The sequence below is a fragment of the Streptomyces albireticuli genome, from assembly GCF_002192455.1.
Taxonomy (GTDB): domain Bacteria; phylum Actinomycetota; class Actinomycetes; order Streptomycetales; family Streptomycetaceae; genus Streptomyces; species Streptomyces albireticuli_B.
In genome coordinates, this window is record NZ_CP021744.1 from 7,628,416 (window position 1) to 7,649,727 (window position 21,312).

19 protein-coding genes are annotated in these 21,312 nt (G+C 73.4%); 6 read left to right on the plus strand and 13 right to left on the minus strand.

The window, feature by feature from the left end; translation table 11 throughout:
- Nucleotides 1-53: 53 nt before the first annotated feature.
- From SMD11_RS32435 to SMD11_RS32460, 6 genes are read right to left on the minus strand one after another with little or no spacing between them, the layout of a single operon-like run.
- Complete coding sequence (locus SMD11_RS32435) at nt 54-824, minus strand: SDR family NAD(P)-dependent oxidoreductase (protein ID WP_087929830.1); 771 nt, start codon at nt 822-824, stop codon at nt 54-56.
- The gene (locus tag SMD11_RS32440; RefSeq protein ID WP_087929831.1) at nt 811-2,109 is read right to left on the minus strand and encodes a styrene monooxygenase/indole monooxygenase family protein; all 1,299 of its coding nucleotides are present in this window, start codon (nt 2,107-2,109) and stop codon (nt 811-813) included. Before SMD11_RS32440 ends, SMD11_RS32435 begins: the two co-directional genes overlap by 14 nt.
- Nucleotides 2,106-3,209 carry an AMP-binding protein gene (locus SMD11_RS32445; RefSeq protein WP_087929832.1) on the minus strand — a complete coding sequence of 368 codons (1,104 nt, stop codon included), beginning with the start codon at nt 3,207-3,209 and terminating at the stop codon, nt 2,106-2,108. Before SMD11_RS32445 ends, SMD11_RS32440 begins: the two co-directional genes overlap by 4 nt.
- Nucleotides 3,209-5,548 carry a beta-ketoacyl-[acyl-carrier-protein] synthase family protein gene (locus SMD11_RS32450; RefSeq protein WP_087929833.1) on the minus strand — a complete coding sequence of 780 codons (2,340 nt, stop codon included), beginning with the start codon at nt 5,546-5,548 and terminating at the stop codon, nt 3,209-3,211. Before SMD11_RS32450 ends, SMD11_RS32445 begins: the two co-directional genes overlap by 1 nt.
- Nucleotides 5,545-5,844, minus strand: a complete 300-nt coding sequence (locus SMD11_RS32455) for a hypothetical protein (RefSeq protein ID WP_087929834.1) — start codon at nt 5,842-5,844, stop codon at nt 5,545-5,547. Before SMD11_RS32455 ends, SMD11_RS32450 begins: the two co-directional genes overlap by 4 nt.
- Nucleotides 5,834-7,450: an HAL/PAL/TAL family ammonia-lyase gene (locus tag SMD11_RS32460; protein WP_234366277.1), complete on the minus strand. Its 1,617-nt coding sequence runs from the start codon at nt 7,448-7,450 to the stop codon at nt 5,834-5,836. Before SMD11_RS32460 ends, SMD11_RS32455 begins: the two co-directional genes overlap by 11 nt.
- 368 nt (nt 7,451-7,818) lie before the next feature.
- Between SMD11_RS32460 and SMD11_RS32465 the strand changes: the two genes are divergently transcribed.
- On the plus strand, nt 7,819-9,828 hold the full coding sequence (locus SMD11_RS32465) for a hypothetical protein (protein WP_159395427.1): 2,010 nt from the start codon (nt 7,819-7,821) through the stop codon (nt 9,826-9,828).
- Nucleotides 9,829-10,094: 266 nt separating this feature from the next.
- Here the strand turns inward: SMD11_RS32465 and SMD11_RS32470 are convergent, their stop codons facing one another.
- Nucleotides 10,095-10,643 (minus strand): flavin reductase family protein, encoded by a 549-nt coding sequence (locus SMD11_RS32470; RefSeq protein ID WP_087929836.1) that lies wholly within the window; start codon nt 10,641-10,643, stop codon nt 10,095-10,097.
- 358 nt (nt 10,644-11,001) lie between these two features.
- Here SMD11_RS32470 and SMD11_RS32475 point away from each other — a divergent pair, with 358 nt between their 5' ends.
- The 3 genes from SMD11_RS32475 (at nt 11,002) to SMD11_RS32485 (ending at nt 14,359) form a co-directional block, all read left to right on the plus strand.
- Nucleotides 11,002-12,504, plus strand: a complete 1,503-nt coding sequence (locus tag SMD11_RS32475) for an MFS transporter (RefSeq protein ID WP_087929837.1) — start codon at nt 11,002-11,004, stop codon at nt 12,502-12,504.
- 531 nt (nt 12,505-13,035) lie between these two features.
- Nucleotides 13,036-13,281 (plus strand): hypothetical protein, encoded by a 246-nt coding sequence (locus SMD11_RS32480; RefSeq protein ID WP_087929838.1) that lies wholly within the window; start codon nt 13,036-13,038, stop codon nt 13,279-13,281.
- A complete protein-coding gene (locus SMD11_RS32485) occupies nt 13,274-14,359 on the plus strand; it encodes a response regulator (RefSeq protein WP_087929839.1) in 1,086 nt (361 codons plus the stop codon). Before SMD11_RS32480 ends, SMD11_RS32485 begins: the two co-directional genes overlap by 8 nt.
- A gap of 28 nt (nt 14,360-14,387) precedes the next feature.
- Here the strand turns inward: SMD11_RS32485 and SMD11_RS32490 are convergent, their stop codons facing one another.
- The 4 genes from SMD11_RS32490 to SMD11_RS32505 form a co-directional block, all read right to left on the minus strand.
- Nucleotides 14,388-14,903, minus strand: a complete 516-nt coding sequence (locus tag SMD11_RS32490) for a GNAT family N-acetyltransferase (RefSeq protein ID WP_087929840.1) — start codon at nt 14,901-14,903, stop codon at nt 14,388-14,390.
- Nucleotides 14,904-15,015: 112 nt separating this feature from the next.
- On the minus strand, nt 15,016-15,462 hold the full coding sequence (locus tag SMD11_RS32495; protein ID WP_087929841.1) for a hypothetical protein: 447 nt from the start codon (nt 15,460-15,462) through the stop codon (nt 15,016-15,018).
- 103 nt (nt 15,463-15,565) lie between these two features.
- Nucleotides 15,566-15,976, minus strand: coding sequence for a hypothetical protein (locus SMD11_RS32500; RefSeq protein WP_087929842.1), 411 nt, complete (start codon nt 15,974-15,976; stop codon nt 15,566-15,568).
- 94 nt (nt 15,977-16,070) lie between these two features.
- On the minus strand, nt 16,071-16,889 hold the full coding sequence (locus tag SMD11_RS32505) for an alpha/beta hydrolase (RefSeq protein WP_087929843.1): 819 nt from the start codon (nt 16,887-16,889) through the stop codon (nt 16,071-16,073).
- A 292-nt stretch (nt 16,890-17,181) separates the two neighbouring features.
- Between SMD11_RS32505 and SMD11_RS32510 the strand changes: the two genes are divergently transcribed.
- Nucleotides 17,182-17,751: a VanZ family protein gene (locus tag SMD11_RS32510; RefSeq protein WP_234366278.1), complete on the plus strand. Its 570-nt coding sequence runs from the start codon at nt 17,182-17,184 to the stop codon at nt 17,749-17,751.
- On the opposite strand, the gene SMD11_RS32515 is transcribed toward SMD11_RS32510, so the two are convergent.
- Complete coding sequence (locus SMD11_RS32515; protein ID WP_234366505.1) at nt 17,717-18,325, minus strand: hypothetical protein; 609 nt, start codon at nt 18,323-18,325, stop codon at nt 17,717-17,719. The two genes, SMD11_RS32510 and SMD11_RS32515, sit on opposite strands and share 35 nt — an antisense overlap.
- A 151-nt stretch (nt 18,326-18,476) precedes the next feature.
- Between SMD11_RS32515 and SMD11_RS32520 the strand changes: the two genes are divergently transcribed.
- Nucleotides 18,477-20,063, plus strand: a complete 1,587-nt coding sequence (locus SMD11_RS32520; protein WP_087929844.1) for an amidase family protein — start codon at nt 18,477-18,479, stop codon at nt 20,061-20,063.
- A gap of 28 nt (nt 20,064-20,091) precedes the next feature.
- Here the strand turns inward: SMD11_RS32520 and SMD11_RS32525 are convergent, their stop codons facing one another.
- On the minus strand, nt 20,092-21,291 hold the full coding sequence (locus tag SMD11_RS32525; protein WP_087929845.1) for an MFS transporter: 1,200 nt from the start codon (nt 21,289-21,291) through the stop codon (nt 20,092-20,094).
- Between the last annotated feature and the right edge of the window lie 21 nt (nt 21,292-21,312).

Sequence of the window (21,312 nt, forward strand, 5' to 3'; positions counted from 1 at the left end):
GCGGCTGCCGCGTGCTCGGGGCCCGGGTGCGTCCGCACCGCGGGCCCCCGGCCTCAGCCCGCCATGGCGCTGATGCCGCCGTCGATGACGAAGTCGGCGCCGTTGATGTAGGCCGCGTCGTCGGAGGCGAGGAACGCCGCGAGTCTGGCCACCTCTTCGGGCTCGCCCACCCGCCCGGCCGGGATCTTCTTCAGCAGGGCGGGTACGCCGCTGCCCGGGTCGTCGATGTGGGGTGCCGTGGCGCGGGTGCGGATCAGCCCGGGGCTGATGGAGTTGACGCGGATGCCGTGCGCGGCCCCGGCGCCGCACAGGTGGCGGGTCAGCGCGAGGACACCGCCCTTCGCCGCGCCGTGCGCGGCCTGTTGCACGAACAGCGCGCCGCGGGAGCCGGAGATGGACGCGACGTTGAGGACGACGCCACCGCCCTGGCCGACCAGGTGCGGCCAGGCGAGCTGGGTGCACAGGTACACCAGGTCGAGTTCGTTGCGGATGGTGTGGTGCCAGTCCTCCGGCCCCAGCCGGTCGAACGGGGCGTTGCGCAGCGACGAGGCGTTGTTGCACAGGACGTCGAAGCGGCCGTACTCGGCCAGCGCGAAGTCGATCCAGGCCCGGGCCCCGTCCCTGGCCGACAGGTCGACCGGGGACAGCGAGACCATGTCGCCGCCCGCCTCCTTGACCAGACGGACGGTCTCGTCGGCGGTTTCGGGGTTGCGCCCGCAGCCGACGACCCGGGCCCCCTCCCTGGCGAACTCCAGTGCCGCCGCCCTGCCGATCCCGGTGCTGGATCCGCTGATCAGGACGGTCTTGCGGTCAAGTCGGCCCACTGTGGTGTCCTTGAGGTGCCGGCCTCCGCGGAGGCGGAGGAGGGGATGGAGGCGGAGCCGCCCGGCGGCGTGGAACGCACCTCGGCGAGGAAGGCGGCCGTCCGCTCGGGCGCGGCGATGCTGTGCCACATGGCCGGCGGGTCGTCGAAGTTGGTGGCGAAGGCCGCGGCCACCGCGGGATCGGCGTCCGCCGCCCGGAAGAGCTCCAGGAGCTGGGGGTGGGCGGGCGCAGGAAGGCGGCCGTCCACTCCACGACGCTCTCCGCGAAGGGACGCATCCGTTCCTCGGCGGCCCGGCAGAAGGCGTCGTCGAAGGGCGGCCCGGCGGCGATCGCCTCGGCGATCTCCAGGGCGCAGTGGGAGCCCAGGTTGGCGCCCTGCGCGGTGATGGGGTCGTTGACGATCCAGGCGTCGCCCACCGCGAGCGCGTAGGTGGTGTCGGTCAGGGGCCGCCAGGCCCGGCGCACCACCGGGGTGACCCCGCCCTGCACCAGGTCGGCGGGCCGGTTCAGGCCGAAGGCCCGCTCGTCGACGCGCTCGCGCAGATCGGGCACGTAGCGGTGGAGCGCGTCGAGCACGACGGAGTGGAAGCGCCCCGGATCGGCGTCGTCGTAGGGGGTGCGGCAGAGCGGGTCGAGGGGGCCGCCGGGGACGGCCTCCAGGCCCAGTACGTCGACGTGACCGTCCGCGCAGTGGAACGGCATGCGCAGGACCTCGCCGACACCCGGCATGACGTGGAACTCGATGCTGTGGGGGACGGCTTCGCCGATGCCCCGGTACAGCCCGCCGCACAACACCCGCTGCGGGGCGTCGAACGGGGAGCGCTCGGGGTCCCGGGGGAACAGCTCCCCGGCCGCCCGGCCACCCGCGACGACGACCAGGTCGTGGTCGGCGGCGGCGTCGTGCGCCGTGCGGGCGGTGAGCTGCGTGACGAGGTGCCGGCCGCCGCGCGCGAGGTACTCCTCCACCAGCGCGGGCAGGTAGAGCCGGAAGTCGACCATGCTGTACGCGGGGTCCGGGTCGGCGCGGAAGGTCAGCGGCTCGGGGCCGTGCACCGTGACCGTCCGGGCCTCGGCCAGCGTGTCGGGCGACGCCCAGAGGTCGAGGCCGAGCAGCTCCTCGCGGTGCCGGGTGCTGCCCGAGCGCGCGACGAAGTTGAGCGCCCGGCCGTTGCGCACGGCCTCCGGCGACTTGGCCCCGAAGAGGGTGACGTCGATGTCCAGTTGCTGGAGCCGCAGCGCGAGGTGGAGGCCGGAGATGCCGTCACCGATGATGGCGATCCTCATGGGGTGACCGCCCGTCGGTCGGTGATCCGCCGGGGTTTGCCGGTGTCGCTGCGGTCGATGGCGTCCACGATCGTGATCCGCCCGACGGTGACGCCGAGCTTCCGCAGCGTCTCCGCCGTCCGCCGGTGCACGAGCTGCGGCTCGCGCGGTGCCGCGACGAGCAGTTCGACGTGCTCGCCGCGGATCCGGTCGGTGACGGGCACACAGGTGAGGTCGGCGCAGGGGAGGGCGGCGCGCAGCCGCTCCTCGACCAGGTCGAGGTCGATCCTGCGGCCGTTGACCTTGATCAGCCGGTGCCGCCGGCCGTGGAAGTGGAAGCTGCGGTCGTCCAGCCGCTGGACGTAGTCGTCGGTGGTCCACTTCGTCATGGGGCGGCCTTCCGGGGTGAGGGCGAGCCGGGGGCTGGTCACCCCGAGCCGGGCGTCGGCGGGGTCGCCGGTGAAGCGGACGTCGTCCATCAGGGTCCATGGGGAAGGGCCGGCGGCCTGCTCGCGATAGGCGATGGCGCCGGTCTCGGTCGACCCGAAGAGCTCGATCAGCCGGACCCCGCCGGGTCCGGAGGCCGCGATGAACTCCCCGGCGGTCGAGGGCAGCGTGGCGGTGCTGTGCAGCACGGTGACGTGCTCGCGCCGGCCGAGCACCGACTGGTCGCGGAGCAGGACGGGGAAGGCCCACGGGATGGCCACGACCAGCCAGCGGTCCTCGTCGATGGCCGGTGTCGGCAGCCCGTAACGCGGCCAGTAGCACAGCGGGAGGCCGAGCACGGCGGGCAGCAGCGCGGTGGCGATGAGGCCGTAGAGGTGGGTGGGGGGAGCGAAGGACAGGATCGCCCGGGGACGGTCGGCACGGACCAGGTCGGCCAGCATCCCGGCCTCGGTCCACAGCTGCCGTCCGCTGTGGCACCAGGGGGCGGCCGGCCCCGTGCTGCCGGAGGTGCACAGCTCGATCACCTCCGGCAGCGCCTTCACCACCAGCTCCTCGGCGGCCTCCCGCCCGAGCCGGTCCCATCGGGTGACCGTCGGCCCCAGCGGGCCGGCCGGCCCGGCACCCAGGCTGCGGGTGAGGAGTTCCAGGGGTGCCAGCTCCTGATAACTCCCCATCACGGTCCCTCACCGGCCGGTCCGACGACGGCGGCCGCGTACGTACCACCCCAGCTGGCGGCGGTCACCAGGGCCCGGCGGCGGCCACCGGCGGGCCCGGCCGACAGATAGGCGTGCGCGCCGGGCAGCGGATCGGACGGTTCGGCCAGGTGCGGCAGCAGACCGCCGCCGCAGCCGTCGAGAGCGGCGATCAGGGACAGCAGGGCGCCGGCCGACTGACAGTGCCCGGTCGCCCCGGCGACGGCGGTGAGCCTGGTGCCGGCCGACTTGAGGCAGGACGTGAGCGCGGTGAGTTCGGCGTCGTCCACGACGGGAACGCCCCGGGCGGCGCCGTAGACGTCGACGGCCTCGGTGACCCGTGCGCCCGCCCTGTCCGGAGCGGATTCGTCCAGCGCCCGGCGCATGGCCCGGGACCACGACTCGGCGCACAGCGGGGCGTCCTCCGTCCGGCCGGGGCCCGAGGACACGGAGTGTCCGAGCAGGGTGCCGAGCTCGGTGGCACCCCTGGCGCGGGCGTGCTCGGAGGCCTCCAGGACCACGGCCGCCGCTCCGGCCGAGACGGACCCCGGGGCGGCGGTCCGGGAGTACGGCCGGCACGCACCGGGGCCGTGCAGGCCGTAGCGGCCGTAGGCCCCCGCGAGCGTGTCGGTGACGTCGTCGGCCGCGACCACGATGACGGCGTCGGCCTGCCCCTGGCGGATCAGGTCGGCCGCGTGGCCCAGCGCGATCAGCCCCGAGGCGTCGCCGGTGGAGACGGCCGCCAGCGGGCCGCCCAGCCCCAGCTCCAGCGTGGCGTAACCCGCCGTCACACTGGAGACGATGTTCGGGGCGTGCACGGCGCTGATGTACTCCGGTCCCTCCCGTTCGACGGTCTCGTTCATCTGTTCCACGGTGCCGATCGGGCCGGCGGCGGTCGCCAGCACGATGCCGACCCGGGTGCCGTCCCGCAGGCCCGCGTCGTCCCACGCCATGCGCGCGGCGGCCACGGTCATGGCGCCGAGGCCGTCGAGCCGCGGACGGAACTTCGGGTCGATGAAATCCTTGAAGGAGTCGTGGAGGTCACGGGCGGAACGGAAGCCGTCCGGCGCCCCTCCGGGCCGCTCCCGGCGCAGCGCCGCGAGGAACGGGCGCCGCCCGGTGGCCAGCCCCGAGACCACCCCGGCACCGGTGAACGACAGGCTTCTCCGGGGCCGGTCCTGCGGCTCCCCGCCGCTCCGGCCCAGGACCAGCGAGCAGCAGGCCCCGCCGAAGGCGATCGAATTGGACAGCGCGACCTCGATCCCGGCCCGCCGCGCGGTCCCGGGCACGACGTCCCAGGGCGGTGTGCCCTCGGCGTTGGCCGTCGGCGGGAGGAGACCGTCCCGCAGGGCCAGCGTGGTCAGCACCGCCTCCAGCGCCCCGCAGGCCCCCAGCGTGTGCCCCACCTGGGGTTTGGAGCTGCTCATCGGCGGGGGGTTCGGCCCGGTGAAGACGGCCCGCATCGCGTTGAGCTCGGCGGTGTCGTTCGCGCGGGTGCCCGTGCCGTGACCGTTGACGTAGCCGACCTCGTCCGGAGCGAGGCCCGCGCGGCCCAGTGCGCCGAACATGGCGGTCCGCAGCCCGGAGCCGTCCGGCGGCGGGGCGGTGATGTGGTAGGCGTCGCTGGTCAGGCCGTAGCCCCGGACATAGGAGAGGATCGGCACGCCGCGCGCCCGCGCGGACCGCTCCGACTCCAGGACCAGGAACGCCACCGCCTCCCCGAGGTTCAGCCCGCTGCTGCGGGCGTAGGGCGCGGACGGCGCGGAGTCGATCGACTTCCAGCTGGCGAACGTGGCGACAGTGGTGATGTTGAGCGCCTCGTAACCGCCCACCAGCATGACCGTGGCGCGCCCGGTGGCCACCGCGTCGTAGGCGTAGCCGATGGCGTTCGCGCTGGCGATGCACCCGGTGGCGAAGACCGCCTTGGGCCCCCGGCCGCCGAGCGCGGCGCCGAGCCGGTCGGCGCAGGTGTGCGCCGGGTGCCGGGCGGGCGCCGAGCCGTCCTCGGCCGCCCGCCGGTAGTGCGTCCAGAGTTCCTCGGAGCCGGAGTTGGTCCCGAGGGCGATGCCGATCTCGTACGGGTCGAGGGAGTCCGGGTCGAGCGCGGCGTGCCGCAGCGCACCGAGGCCCGCGCGCTCCACCAGGAGCGCGGCGGCGGGGGCGTCGGGAAGCCGCGCGGCGAAGACGTCCGCGAGGTCGGAGCAGCGTCCGACGGCCGAGGAGCCGGCGCACACGGCCTGCCAGACCTCCTCGGTCCCGACGCCCAGCCCGGAGGCCAGGTACACCCCGGTGACGGCGACCCGTCGGGGGGTCTCGCTCATCCGTCACCGCCCTCGGCCGCACCGGCGTCGGCGGGTGTGCGGACGGGGCCGGACTCCACGACCATGGCCATGATGGTGTCGATGCTCATCAGGTGGTCCGGGTCGACGGGGCGCGGCGCCAGGCGGAACGCCCGCTCCACACGGGTGAGCACTTCCAGCTGCGCCAGGCTGTCGTAGATCGCGTCCGGCAGTTCGTCCAGGGGCCGGTCGCGGGGCCACTCCGCCGCCGAGGTGTTGAGCACGGCCCCGACCGTGTCGCGGACGACGCGTTCTGCGTCGGGCAGGTCAGTGGACACAGTACCTCCGCGGTTGTTCGGGCAACTGGCTCTCCACGTCGGCGCCGGCGGCCCTGAGCGCCGCGGTGACCTCCCCGGACCTGATCAGGTCGACGAGCCCGGCCAGGTCTTTGTCGAGCCGGCGGTCCTGGTCGACGAAGGGGACCGCGGTGCGCACCACGTCATAGGCCGCCCGGGTCGCGGGCGCCATGCGGTCGCCGCCCCGGAGGTCCACGGCCTGGCACAGCGCGGCCAGGTCGATGGCCGCGATGTTCTGCACCAGCTCGACGATCCGCCACGCGTCGCGGGCCGCGATGGACGCCATGCTCACCTTGTCCTGGTTGTGGGACTCCGTCGAGCGGGAGAAGGCCGTCGCCGGGGCGCTGTTCTTCAGGGCCTCGGCGGCCAGCGAGGAGGAGGCGATCTGCGCGGCCTTGAAGCCGTGGTGGAGCCCGGAGTCGTAGTCCGCGCCGTCCGTCGGACGGACGAGGTTCGCCGTCAGGCCCTGGTTGCTCTTCTCGTCGACCACCAGCGCGACCTGCCGGTCCAGCAGGTCCCCGAGGCTGGCGACGGCGAGCTTGAGGCCGTCCATCGCCTGCCCGATGTGACCGCCGTAGAAGTTGCCTCCGTGGTGGACCTCTCCGGTCTCGGGGTCGAACAGGGGGTTGTCGTTGGTGGAGTTGATCTCGGTGTCGACCCAGTCGGTGACCCAGCTCAGGGTGTCGTTGAGGACCCCTGTCACGTGGGGCGCGCAGCGTACGGAGTAGCGGTCCTGGAGACCCGTACGCAGCATCTGGTAACTGGCGCCCTTGAGCCGGGGGTTGGCGGTGACCCTGTCCCGGTGCTCGATGGCGAGGTTCGAGCCCTTCAGCAGGTGATGGATCCTCGCCGCGCTGGTCCGCTGCCCCGGGTGCGGTTTGTGCGTGTGGAGGAACGGCTCGAAGGGCCCGGCGCTGGCCTGGAGGGCCTCGACCGCGAACGCCGTGCACAGGTCCGCGATCGCGGACAGGTCACGCGCGGCGCGGACGGCGGCGACCGCGTAGCCACTCATGAAGGAGGTGCCGTTGATGAGCGCGAGCCCCTCCTTCGGCGCGAGCTCCACCGGCGTGAGCCCGGCGTCGTGCAGCGCGGAGGCGGCGGAGCGCGTCGTGCCCCGGTGCAGCACCGTGCCGTTGCCGGTGAGCATGTCGGCGAGATAGGCCAGCGGGACGAGGTCACCACTGGCGCCGACGGAGCCCCGCTCCGGGATCAGCGGCAGGATGTCCTCGCGCAGGCAGTCCGCCAGGAGCTGCACCAGGGACACCCGCACCCCGGAGTACCCGCGGGCCAGGCAGTTGGCCCGGATCAGCATGGTCGCCCGGGTCACCTCGGGCGGCGCCGGATCGCCGCTGCCGGCCAGATGGCCCGAGATGAGATTGCGTTGCAGAGTGGCCGCCTTCGCCGGCCCGATGTGCCGCCCGCAGCTGTCGCCGAACCCGGTGGTCACGCCGTAGACCGGCTGACCGGAGGCGACGAGCGCGTCCTTGGCCCGCTGGGCGGCGGCCATGCGCGCGCAGGCGTCGCCGTCGAGGCGGATTTCCCATTTCTCAGGGCGCCGCGCGAAGTCCGCGACTTCTTCGGCGCGCAATGCATCTGATCCCAGTACCAGGGCCGTGCTGGTTTCCTCGGCCTGCGGCACTGTACGTGTAAGCGCCAACGGAGACCCCCTCGTTCGTGGTTTCCCACCCACAACGATCGTAGGCTGCTGTCCCATCCATGAATACGGGGTCGCGCGATATGGACCCGAACGGGGCATCTGTATGCCAATACGACGGCCTCGCTGCCAGCGGAAATGTGGCACGCCGTCATCCGACGCGTCCCTGATGTTTACGGAGATGAATGCCTCCTGAAATTTCTGGGATTACCCGATCGGCCGAACGGCGGTACTCCGAAATCCCCCGCGAGCGGGGTTAGCATCGCAGCTCGGCCGCCGGGCGACGCGAGGGAGCACATGACATGGCAGTGGACCCCCCACCACCGGCCACGGCCCGCCGGCCGGTCCGGCGCCGCGTCCTGGGGCTCGGCGCCGCCCTGGGCGGAGCCCTCTTCCTCCCCGCCGCCGCGCCCCTCACGACCAGGGACGACCGTGCGGCACCCCCGCCCGAGCCGTCCCTCACCGTGCGCAAGGGCCGCACCGTCGTCCTCAAGCGCACCACACGGCTGAACACCCTCACCGTCGAACCCGGCGGCACGCTCGCCGCCCCCGCCGGCAAGGCCCTGACCCTCACCGTGGACGGGACCGAGACCGGGGCGGCGCTGACCCACGCCGAGACCGTCCGGATCTCCCCGGGCACCTACCGCGGCGATGTGGTGGTCACGGTCTGCGACCCCCACACGGTCCACTTCAAGGGCCTGGTCTTCGCCCTCCGGCAAGCGCTGTTCGTCGGCGCCCGCGGACCGGACGACTCCCGTTCCGTGACGGCCGCGCGGAGCGGCGGACGGGTCGGCACCTCGGCCGCCGACGGCCTGACCGTCGTCTCCACCGGCGAGGCCTTCAACGGCGTCTACGTGGCCGACGCCGCATACCTGCTGCGCGACCCGCGCATCGAGCTGACCGGGAACGGCCGCAGCGATTTCGTCGGCTACGGCGCCGCCCTGACGGCCTCCGGCCCCCGCGGCCGGCTGGTGGCCGACGGGGCCCGCATCGACTGCCGCGGTGTGATGCGCACCGCCGTCGTCGCCCTCGGCGGCGCCACGGTCGTGGTCAAGAACTCCCGGCTGCACACGGCCAACGGCGTCCTGCCCGACGAGTACATCCCCAACGTCAACCCCCGGTACATGCGCACCGCGCCCTGGGTCCTCGGCCTCTCCGGCAACGTGCGCGCCACCAATCTCTCCGGCAAGGACACCACCACCGTCTACCTCGCCTCCACCCTCTCCTCGGAGAGCTGGGGCGTGCTCTCCTCCGAGACCAGCGGCGACGCCTTCCCCTTCGGGCCCATGAGCGGCGACGGGTCCTCCGCCGACATCAGCGGCGACAAGTGCCGGCTGGCGGCCGTCAACAGCCGGATCACGGTCGCCGGTGACGGCTACGGCTCGTACGTCGTCGACAACGTCACCCAGCACTTCCTCGGCTGCGAGTTCGACGTCACGGCCTATGTCGGCATCATCCGCAGCGGCGCCCTGCACTACGGCGACAGCACCTCACAGGCCGTACGGCGGCTGGACGCCGAATGGAACCTGGGCCTGAGCGCGAGCGATCTGACGGACCTCACCCCGCGCGCCTGCGCACTCCGCTCCCACCGCTTCGGGCTGATGTGGCACGGCCCGGGGTCGGTGCGCATCGACGGTGGCACCGTCCTCCGCACCACGGAGACGACGTTCCTCGTCAAGGGCCAGCCGGCGCGGCTCGACGTCGACGGATCCGACGGCGCGCGGCTGCTGCCCGGCAACGGCGTCCTGCTCCAGCTGATGGACGACGACGACCCCTGTCCGACGCACGCGGACGGCTGGGGCGTCGCCGAAGGCGTCTTCCACGAGCCGACACCCGCGCCCCAGCGCATGCCGGACTTCGACACCACCGTCGCGCACCCCATGGACGCCATGGCCGAGTTCGCCGACATGGATCTGACCGGTGACGTCTTCAACGGATTCCGCGGCGGAACCGGCCCCGCCCACGGCCTGAACCTCTCCCTGAACCTCACCCGCTGCCGCCTCACCGGCGCCGTCTCGGCCACCACCGTCAAGCACCGGGTGAGCACCATCGGCATCTCCCGCTACCGGGAGCTCGGCGTCGTCACCAACACCCCGTCCGCCGTGGTGAACAACGGAGTGATCCTCACCCTCGGCCCCGGAAGCCACTGGATCCCCACCGGCACCTGCTACCTGTCGGCCCTCCGCCTGGACCGCGGCGCGCGGGTGACCGCGCCCAGGGGCCGCGACCTGGAGATGACCGTCGACGGGCGTACGGTCCGGCCGGAGCCCGGGGACAGCTGGTCCGGCGCGATCGTGATCCGCGTCGTATGAGCCGGCGACGGGGCACGGGCGCCGCCGCACCCGTGACCCGTGCGAAGCCCCGCCGACGAGCCGTGGAGGCACCGGTGACGGGGCCGCCCCGCCGCTGATCCGAGGCGAGCCGTCCCGACGCACCGTGGCGGGCACGGCGTGCCGGTCGGCGTCGAAGGCGGCTCCCACGGATGTGGCGGACGGCCGGCCCGGCGGCGCGGAGACCGGCCCCCGCGACCGATGTTCCCGCTTGCCGGCCAGGGGCCTGTGCGCGCCTCAGGGCCCGGTCACGCCCGGAGCCGGGAGGCCGGCGAATCGTCGCCGGTGAGGTTGCTGATCTTGTGATAGCGGCCTTGATAACTGAGCAACGGGCGCGCCGACGGGCTCACCCTGCACGCGGTGACCCAGCCGATGGTGAGGAGGTGGTCGCCGTTCGGCACCTGCCCCTCCGTGCGGCACTCGAACACGCAGGCCGCGTCCGCCAGGACCGGGTGGCCCCCGTTCGCGGCGGGGTGCCAGCCGATGCCGTGGAACTCGTCGGTCATGCCGAAGCGTTCGGCCGAGGCGAACCACCGGGCGATCGCCGACTGGTGCTCCTGGAGCAGATTGACGACGAACCCACCGGATTCGGCGATCGCGGCGGTGAGGCGGCTGCCCTGTCGCAGACACACCGAAAGCAGCTCGGGGTCCATGGATACGGAGGTGACCGACCCGGCGGTCATGCCGGCCGGGCCGGTCCCGGTTCTGACCGTCAGGACGGCGACGGCGGTGGGCAGATGCCGCATCGCCGCCCGGAATCCCTGGTCCTTCATTCCGGAGGTCTCAGTGTGTTTCATCGTCCCCGTCCTCACTCCTGGCCCGCGCGGATTCCCCGTCACGGCCGAGTAAATTTGGCGACCAGCACACAGCGACCATAACGCCAAGAGGTTACTGAATTGCCGCCGTCGTCCGGAACCCCTCCAACGAGGTAAAAAGGATCCGGGGGTTATCGGACGATCGGTTGAACGAGTGTCATGACCATCGTTCTTCGGGAACTCGACTTCGGGTCCGGGCGAAACTCAATTATGCTGCTGGCCGCGGCATTTCGCGCTTCGGCCGCCTTCTGTTGCCTTCCGCCCCCGACGGGTCCTGGCCCGCCACTTTCCGTGCGGGGCCGTCAGTGAGCCACCAGCGCCATTCCGGGAGACCGCCACGATGCCTCCGCGCCACACCACCCCCGTGCCCGGGCTCCGGAGCGGAGCGACGGCACCGCGTCGCCGCTGGTGGATCCTGGGCGTCCTGAGCACGGCGCAGCTGATGGTGGTCCTCGACGGCACCATCATGAACATCGCGCTGCCCTCGGCCCAGGCCGACCTGGGGTTCCCCGACGGCCGGCGGCAGTGGGTCGTCACCTCCTACGCGCTCGCCTTCGGCAGCCTCCTGCTGCTCGGGGGGCGCGTCGCCGACCTGTTCGGCCGCCGCGCCACGTTCCTCGTCGGCCTCGCGGGCTTCGCCGGGACCTCCGCCCTCGCGGGCATGGCCGACGGTTTCGGGATGCTGGTGGGGGCGCGCGCCGGACAGGGGCTGTCCAGCGCGCTCCTGGCGCCCGCCGCGCTCTCGCTCGTCGGCATCACGTTCACCGACGCCAAGGAGCGGGCCACCGCCTTCGGCGTGTGGGGCGCGGCGGCCGGCGCCGGCGGCGCGGTGGGGATGCCGCTCGGCGGCGTCCTCACGGAGTACCTGAGCTGGCGCTGGGCCATGTACATGAACACCTTGGCCGCGGTCCTCGCCTTCGCCGCCGGGATCCTCCTCCTCGCCCCCGCCCCCCGCGCCCGGACGTCCCGCCTCGACGTGCCCGGCACGGTGCTCGTCGGCTCCGGGCTGTTCTGTCTCGTCTACGGGTTCGCCGCCGCCGAGAACCACCCGTGGAGTTCCGTCGCCACCTGGGGATTCCTCGCCGCGGCGGCCGCCCTGCTCGTGGCGTTCACCTGGTGGCAGACCAGGGCGGCGCACCCGCTGCTGCCGCTGCACATCGTCCTGGACCGCGACCGCGGGGCCTCCCTGATCGCCCTGTTCCAGGCGAGTTCGGCGGTCTTCGGCACCTTCCTGTTCGCCACCTACTACCTTCAGCACTCCCTGGGGTACGGCCCGGCCGCGACCGGGCTCGCCTACCTCCCGATGATCGGCGGCCTCATCGGCACCTCGCCCCTGGCCACCAACGTGCTCCTGCCCCGGTTCGGCCCCAAGACCGTGATCGCGGCGGGCGCGGCGTCGGCCGCGGGCGGACTCGCCCTGCTGGCCACCCTCGGCCTCGACAGCGCCTACGCCACCGCCGTCCTCCCCGCCCTCGTCCTCACCGGCGCCGGCCTCGGGACGATCATCACAGCCACCACCAGCCTGGCCACCCTCGGCGTGGCAGCCGCCGACTCGGGCGTCGCCTCGGCCACCGTCAACGCCATGCAGTACGTGGGCGGATCGATCGGCGTCGCGCTGCTCAACACGGTCTCCACCACGACCACCGCCTCCTACCTGGCCGACCACGACACCCCGGGCGCCCTGACCCGCGCCCACGCCGCCCTGGCCGGCTACCACGCGGCCTTCCGCTGGCTGGCGGCCGCCTTCGTCGTCTGCCTCTTCGTGGCCGTCCCGCTGTACCGGCGGCGCGGCGCGGCACGGCAGGTGAACCGGGCGGCGGAACGGAGCACGGAGGCCGCGTAGGGCCCGGGGCGAGCCTTTCCGTGCGGCTGCCTTGAGGGTGGTGATCGACTGTGGCCTCCGGGTGGTGCGGCGCACCCGCCGCGGTCCGCCGGGGGCTACCGCGCCGGGGCGAAGGCGCAGGCCGTTGCCAGACCGACAGGGACTGCTTCATGCCGGTGATCGAGGCCGTCGGCACGGGGGAGGCGGTCGGTGCTGTCGGCTCGCGCCACGCCGGCCCCGCGCTTCGGCCCCTCCGAGCCGGAACCGACACCCGCCCGTCCACGCGAAGAGCGTGCGACGGGCGGGCGTCGCGCCTCGGCGGCAGCGTTGCGGCGCAACGGCGCAACGGTCGCGGCCACAGCGCACCGGTCCGGGGGAAAGGGCGTGCCCTGACGGTGGGCGGCGCCGGCGACGAGGGGCAGCGTTGCGTTTCTTTCCCGATCGCACGGCGCAACGGCTCCACGCCCCTCCATTCTGTGAGTCACCTTCCCGCAATCCGCTGGACGGGTGACAAGTCCCGTTGTGCGACGGGCCGGATGGATGGAGACTTCGGTGGACCGGCCGCTGCTGTCACAGAGAACGACCTTGGTGTTCCTGCTCGCGTCGCTCGCCGGCGCGACGACGGGCGCCTTGACCGCGCTCGCCGGCGAGGGAACGCCGCGCGGCGTGCTCGCGGGCCTCGTCGCGGCGGGGCTGGCGGTGCGGTTCTTCGACCGGCTCGTCGCCGGCGAGCCCGACACCGGCGGTCCGCGTCGGCACGCGGACGCCCGCACCGGAAAGGGGGCAGGGCATGGGTGAGCTCCGGCCACTGGGGAACGACCTCACGGAGTCGTCCCGCGCGCTCGCCCAGGCGCTGCGGGAGCTGTTCGCGGGGATGGAGGTGTCCGTGCGGCGCTACGCGGCCCGGCGCCGTCGCGACCCCGGGACGTTCTCGCGCTACCTGAACGGAACCCGCTTACCTCCCTGGCAGGTGATCATGGACCTGTTCGCGGACCTCGCCGAACACCGTGGCACCGCCGTCACCACCGAGGCCATCGAGTTCGTACGCGAGCTGTACGGGTCGGCGGTCGACGCGGGTTCCTCCCCCAAGCACGCGGTGGAGATCCTGGAACAGCAGCTGGCCGACGCCGACCGGGTCTCGCGCAGGTCGAGCGTCCGCGGCGACGTACTGGGCGACGCGCTGCTGGACCGCACCCACCGCATCGCCGACCTGGAAGTACGCCTCAACCAACTGGAGGCCGACCGGAGCGCGGAGAGGGAGCGGGCGGACAAGCTCGCCGCGGCCCACCCCGACGTCTCCGACCTCCTCCAGGAGCGCAACGCCCTGGAGGCCGAGGTATCGCGCCTGGGGAAGGAGCTGCGCGAGGCACGGGAACAGCGCGCCGCCGCGGAGGCCCGGTGCGATCTGCTCGAACGGCAGCTGGAGGCCGTCGAACGGCCCGCGGCCGCCCTGCCCGCCGTCGCGTCCGAGCCCCGCGACATGCCCAGGATCCTGATCGTCGACGACCAGGCCGACAACCTGCTGGCCATGAGGGCGGTACTGGAGACGCTCGACCAGGACCTCGTCACCGTCTCCTCCGGCAGGGAGGCGCTCAAGGCGCTCCTCGACCATGACGACTTCGCGGTCATCATCATGGACGTGCAGATGCCGGAGATGGACGGCTACGAGACGTGCGCGCACATCAAGCGCAGGCCCCGCACCCGCGACGTGCCCATCATCTTCCTGACCGCGATGGGCGTGGACCCGGAACACTCCGCCCGCGGGTACGCGGCCGGGGCGGTCGACTACATCAGCAAGCCCTTCGACCCGTGGGCCCTGCGCGCCAAGGTCGCCGTCTTCACCTCCATCTACCTCGAACGCCACGCCGCCCGGTGAGCCCCGGCTCCTCGCCGCGGCTCTGAGGTCAGAGAGCCAGCCGCCAGTCGTTGCACCGCATCGGCCGGCCCGGCGGGTACTCGAAGTCGCGTGCGCCGAGCAGCTCGAAACCGGCCTTGCGGCAGACCGCGTTCGACGGCCCGTTGTCCGTCGACGGGAAGGCGTGCAGGAAGCGGTGGGTCCGCTCGGCCCGCGCCCGCTCGGTGACCGCCCGCGTCGCGGCGGTCGCCACGCCCCGGCCCTGGAACCCGGGCAGCACCGTCCACCCCGTCTCGTAGACCTGCTCGCTGTCCCGGACCTGCCGCCAGAAGCCGATGCTGCCGACCACGGCCTCCTCCGGGAGCAGGGTGATCCGGAACATCCGGCCCGCGCCCGTACGGTCGGAGCTCAGCCGCACGTACCGCTCATGGCGGGCGAGGAGCTGCTCCTCGGTCTCGGGACCGCCGAGATGGGCCATCACTTCCGGTGTGTTCAACGCCCGCAGCAGCCCGAGGTCCTGCGCGGACCACAGGTCGAGCCGTACCGGCGACGAGGTGTTGTCCATGGCCCGGACGGTAGCCCAGGGGTCCGACAACACGCGGGTACCGAAGGCCTTCCGTGCGCGCGTCGCCCGGGTGACGCGCGCACGCGGGCCGCCTCCAGGGCCGGCCGGCCCGCTACCGCGAGTAGGACAGAGCCTCCTGCATGGCCCGCGTCAGCCCCGCGCGGTGCCGGGTGAACTCCGCCTCCGCCTCCTGGTGGGGCTCACCGTTGACCACCGCGTCTCTGTACGCGATCAGCAGGTGCACCGACTCCCGGGACAGGTCGGCGAGTTCGGGCGGTGCGGCCAGGTGCAGCTGTATGCGCGCGGGAAACACCTCGTGCTCGGCCAGCGCGTCCTGGGCGCGCCCCGCCCGCTCCTCGGCGCGGCTCTCCCGGCTCGCACGGAATATCTGTTCCCTGGCCTGGGTCACCGCCGACAAGAACTGGACACACGCGGTCCGTAACTCCTCCCGCTCCTGTTTCCTCGCTTCCTTTCTCCACTGCGCGCGATGCGCGACGAGCGTGGAGACCACTCCGATGAGCCCGCCCAAGGCCGTACCGACCGGCGCCGTCCAGTCCATGGAGGCAACCGTGGCACGGCCAGGGGGGAGCGCACCAGCCTCTGGCGGGGGCGGCCCCGCACCGGTTCCCAGGAGTCGTCGGTGAACGACGGCCCCGGGGCGGTCAGGTGCCCCGGCTGATGAGGGCGCTCGGGAACGCGATGAAGCCGGGGCTGGACGAGGTCCCGTCGCAGCCCCGGAACACGCTGCGGTCCGTGCCTTCGGAGACGAGCGTCAGGGCCTGTGCCGTGGCCGTGTACGTGCCGTTGTGCACCACACCGTCCTCGAGCGCGTACTCGAACACGCCGCCGGCGAGGAAGGTGATCCTGATGATGAGTTCCGGTGCGACGACGCGGTACGTGGCGCCTATGTAGTCGTCGGGCTTGGTGCCGCAGGGGTCGGCGGCCCGGGCGGTCCCGGCCGGGCCGAGTGGTGTCACGGCCGTCAGCAGGGCGGCCAGCAGGGGGAGGGCGAGGGCGAGGGCGCGTGCGCCGGGGCGGTGTTGCTTCGGGTGTCGTGTCAGGTGTGGTTTCACGGGAACTCCTCCGCGGGTCGTGGGGACGAGGGCGTCGGATACGGGGCCGCGCGGTCCGGGCGGGCGGGGAGGCGCCCGGGGCCGCGGCCGCCGGTCATGTGAGCCCCTGGTCGGCGAGCCAGGTCAGGGACGCGTCGGCGACCTCGGGCCAGCCGCTGTCGACGATCAGGGAGTGCCCGCGGTCGTCGAACCGCTGGTACTCCGTGAGAGCGCTCGACTCGCGGTACCGCTTGAACGTCGAACGGGTCAGCACGTCGGGGACGGTGTGGTCGAGCTTCCCGGACAGCAACAGGAGCGGCCCCCGGTTGTTGTTGTGGGTGTCGACCTTGGCGGGGGAGTGCCGGGCGAAGTTGGACAGCGCCAGCTGGAAGAGCGGGCGGGCCGGGCTGGGGATGGTCCACTTCTCGAAGAGCTCGTCGGACTCCTCGCGGGAGACCGCGTTCGCGAACGCGTACCTGAACTGGCCGGCGTCCAGCGACACGGCACGTTTGGTGTTGGCGGGGTTGCCGAGGAAGGCGAAGGTCGCCTTCGCCTGCGCCGGCCCGACGGCCTTGACGCCCTTGATCTGGCCCGGGCAGATCGCGACGGCCCCCGCCGCCAGCCCCTGACCGAGCAGGTGCTGCGCGATGAAACCACCGACGGAGTGCCCCACCAGCACCGGCTTGACCCCGCCGAGATCGCGGATGGCGGTGGCGTGCTGCCGGGAGATCTCCGCGAGCCCGACGCCGGCCTGCCGGTCGGGGTGACGGCGGGCCTCGGCCACGGAATCCGGGACGTTGGGCCATTCGGGTGTCATCGGCTCGTACCCGGCGTCGCGGAACTTGTCCGCCCACCCCTGCCAGCTGCTCGAATGCAGCCACAGACCGTGGATGAACATGACCGGTGTGCGGGTGCGGGACGGTGGTGATGCCATGGCACAGTCCTTCACTGCCGTCGGGATGTCACGGCCCCCGTCTGCCGTCAGGACACCTCCCCGCACGGAGGAGCGCAACACGCGCCCGGCGCACCCGGTCGTACCCGTGACCCGTGACCCGTGGCACGGCCGGGGCGGACCGGCCCGTACGCCGACGTGGCGGCGGCGCCCCGGGGCGCGCGTGCGTACCGCCCGTGCTCTGAACGGACACCCCCGACCTCTTCGGAGGGCGTGCCGCATCCCGCCGGGGGTAACCGAAGGGACAGGCAGGCCGACCCCGACGGAGGGCGTGATGGCGCGCGAGGACCCGCACGACAAGGCCGCGAAGGACACGGACGACCGTGCGGAGGCCGTCGGCGGGCGCCGTCTCACCCGGCCGTTACGCATCGTGGTCATGCTGCTGGCCTTCGCGGGGATGGTGGCCTTCGGCGTGGTGCTGGCCCGGCTGACCCTGGAACCCTCCGCCGCCTCGGAACCGCTGACGCACAGCAACCTGCGCCCGGGCGACTCCATCCGCGACTACCTCTCCCGGCCGGCCTTCCGGGACACCGTCAAGCAGGTCGGCGGCAACATCGCGCTGGGCGTCCCGTTCGGCCTGCTGCTGCCGGTGCTGGTGCCGCGCGCCCGGGGACCGCTCCGCGTCGTCGCCGTCACGGCGGTGGTGATGCTGCTGGTCGAGCTGGTCCAGGGCGCCCTCATCACGGGCCGGGCCTTCGACATCGACGACGTGCTCCTCAACACCGCGGGCGCCCTGCTGGGCTATCTGCTCCTCGGCCGCAGGCTGGGCCGGGCCGTACACCCCCGGCGCCACCACTGGTGGCACCGCTTCACCCGGCGCGAGGCCCCGGGAGCGCGCGAATGAGCCCGGCCCCCGGGACGCGGGCGGGGCCGGCCTCTCGGCCCAGCCCCGCGGCCCATTCCTCCAGCACGCCGAAGTCGCCGGCGGTCAGGCCGGTCCGGGGGTCGACCCGGTGCAGGAGGGCGGGGCCGTCGTGGTGGGCACCGACCCAACGGCGATCGGCCTCGGTTATGTCGTCGTCGACCCAGGCGAACGCGCGGCCCTCCGCCCACGCGACGACCTCGGGGGTCTTCCAGAACACACCGTCCCCGGGCTCGGGCCGCGGTGAGGACCAGGCGATGAAGGGCAGCGGAGGCAGCCCCAGCACCGGTGCCACGTAGTCGTTGGCCTCCTCCTCCCACGTCGTCGCCCAGACGAGGTCGAAGGGAAGCGTGGCCAACGCCGGCCCGTGGTCCGGGTTGAGCCACACCCGGAGGGGTCTGAGCCGCTCGTACGGCATCCCCCACGCGGCCGGCCGTCGCCGTTCGGCGGCTTGCCAACGAGGCGTCGAGAGCCGGTGCGTGAGATAGCCGTCGGGCCGGCGGGTGGGTTTCGCGGCGTACGGATTCAGCGGCCCGTCCACGTCCACCAGCAGCACTGGTCGCACCGAACCGCCCCTTCCGCCCCGCCCCACCGGCCCCCGTAGGGGAATCAGAACCGACGGCCCCCGCCTCCCGCAAGGGGATTACGGACGCCGCGGCGCCACGGCCCTCTTGTGCCGGAGGGGGGCGGTGTTGTCGGCTACCCCCATGAGGCAGAGAAGCGTCGCCACCATGGTCGCCGCCTTGATCGCGGGGACCCTCCTGGCCGGGGCACCGGCGGTCCCACGAGCGCAGGCCGAGCCGGTCGGGACCGGTGGTCCGCCGGCGCCGGGAGTCGATCTCGACACCGTGACCATCCCGGAACTCCAGGCCCGCATGACGGACGGTTCGCTGACCTCGTCGGCGCTGACCGCCGCCTACCTGCGGCGGATCAAAGCCGTCAACCCCGGCATCGGAGCGGTGCTGCGCACCGACCCGACGGCCCTCGGCCAGGCGGCGGCCAGCGACGCCCGGCACCGCCGGGGCCGCGCCCGGGGCCCGCTCGACGGCATCCCCGTCCTGCTCAAGGACAACGTGGACACCCGCGGCATGCCGACGACGGCCGGATCGTGGGCGCTGGCCGGAAGCCCGCCCCGCACCGACGCCGCCCTGGTGACCCGGCTGCGGGACGCCGGAGCGGTGATCCTCGGCAAGACCAACCTCTCGGAATGGGCCAACTTCCGTTCGACGAAGCCGACATCAGGGTGGTCGGCGGTGGGCGGGCAGACGAACAACCCCTACGTCCTGGACCGGAACCCCTGCGGCTCCTCCTCCGGCTCGGCCGCCGCCCTCGCCGCGTCGCTGGCGCAGGTGGCGATCGGCACCGAGACGGACGGCTCGATCGTGTGCCCCGCCGGGATGAACGGGGTCGTCGGCCTCAAGCCCAGCCTCGGCCGGGTCAGCGGGGCCGGCGTGGTGCCGATCTCCGCCGAGCAGGACACCGCCGGCCCCATGGCGCGCAACGTGATCGATACCGCGCTCACCTTCGCCGTGCTCAGCGGAGACGGGCCCCGGAGCACCGCCTCCCTCCCGGACGGGCTGACGCGCCCCGGATCCGGGCTGCGCGGCAAGCGCATCGGTCTGTGGCGGCTGCCCTCGCTCGGACCCGAGGTGGACGCCCTGATGACCCGTACGGCCGAGAGGCTGCGCGGCGCCGGGGCCGAGGTCGTCCAGGTGACACCCCCGTACCAGGAGCGGCTCGCGCAACTCGAATTCCCCGCGCTGCTGAGCGAGTTCCACCGGGACATCGACGCCTACCTCGCCACCCGGAGCGGGCCCCGTGACCTCGCCGGACTGATCGAGTTCAACCGTGCCCACCCCGCCGAGCGGACCTGTTTCGCCGGCCAGGAGCTGTTCGAGCAGGCGCTCGCCGCGCCTCCCACCACCGACGCGCGCTACCGGGCGATCAGGGCCGAGCTCAAGGACCTCTCCCGGCGCTCCATCGACGAGACCATGGCCGCCCACCACCTGGACGCCATCGCCTCCCCGACGAACCCGCCCGCCTGGACGACCGACTGCGAGCGCGGCGACAACGACGTGATCCCGTCCTCCACGCCGGCCGCCGTGGCCGGGTACCCGTCCCTGTCGGTGCCGGCCGGCTTCGTCGGCGAGCTCCCCGTCGGCCTGCTCCTGCTGACCGGCGGCCACCAGGACGCCGGACTGCTCACCCTCGGCGCCGCGGTGGAGCACCGCCTGGACGCCTGGCGGGCACCGCGCTACCTGCCGACGCTGGACCGGACCGGCACCTCACGGTAAGGGCCGGTCCGGTCCGGCGTCCGCCGCGTCACGCGCCTCGCCGTCGCCCCGCGCACGACGCCACCGGCTCCTTCATCTGCCGTGTGGTCAGGACGGTGGCGACGACGAGGAGCGCGGCACCCGCGAGGGGCAGGAACGGGGACGAGGTCAGGGAGAGCGTGGCCCCGCCCAGGCCGCCGCCGAGCGCGACACCGAGGTAGGAGGAGGCGCTGCTGACGGAGACGGCGATGGTGGGCGCGGCCGGCGCGCGGTCCATGACGCGCTGGATCTGGGCCCCCGGGACGATCCAGTAGAGGACGCCCCAGGCCACGGTCGCCACCAGGAAGGCGACCGTGGCCGGGCCCTCGGCGACCCGGGAGAGGACAGCGGTCAGGGCCAGGGCCGCGAATGCCGCGACCACGCCGAGGAGCCCGGTCAGATACGCGCGGTCCGGCCCCCGGCGGTCGCTGATCCGGCCGCCCACCGCCGTGCCCACCGCGGCGGCGACGCCCCAGGCGAACAGCACCCCGCTGACGCCCGCCGCGCCGAGGCCCGTCACGTCACGGGCGAACACCGCGAGGTAGGTGTAGACGGTGAAGCTGCCCGCCACCGCGCAGGTGTTCGCCAGCACCGCGAGCAGGACGGCCGGCTCGGCCGCCACCCGCAGCCGCGCCCCCATCGTGATCGGGGGCGGCGACGGCGTGGCCGGCAGGGTGAGGGCCAGCGCGGCCATGCCCAGGGCGGCGAGTCCCGCGATCAGGCCCAGGGTGACGCGCCAGCTGCCCAGGGCGCCGATCAGGGTGCCCAGGGGCACGCCGAGCGCGGTGGCCAGCGACAGACCGCCCACGACGAACGCCACCGCGCGGCCGCGGTGGCGTTCGTCGGTCATGGCCGTCGCCGCGGCCACCGCGGTGTTCATGTACACCGCCGCGGAGGCCCCCGCCAGCACCCGGGCCGCCAGCAGCGTCGGGTACCCGGGGGCGAGCGCGCCGAGCAGATTGGCGAACAGGAAGAGCCCGAGGGAGCCGTGGAGCATGACGCGCCGGCCGACGTTCGCGGTCAGCGTCATCAGCACGGGCGCGCTGACGGCGTAGCTGAGGGCGAAGACGGTGACCAACTGGCCCGCGACCGAGACGGAGACGTGGAAGTCGTCGGCGATCGACTGGAGGATGCCGGTGGTGACGTACCCGTCCGTACCGACGGCGAAGGCGCCGAGGGCGAGGACCAGGACCGCCGACCGGTGCGGCATCCCGGTCCCGCCCCGACCGTT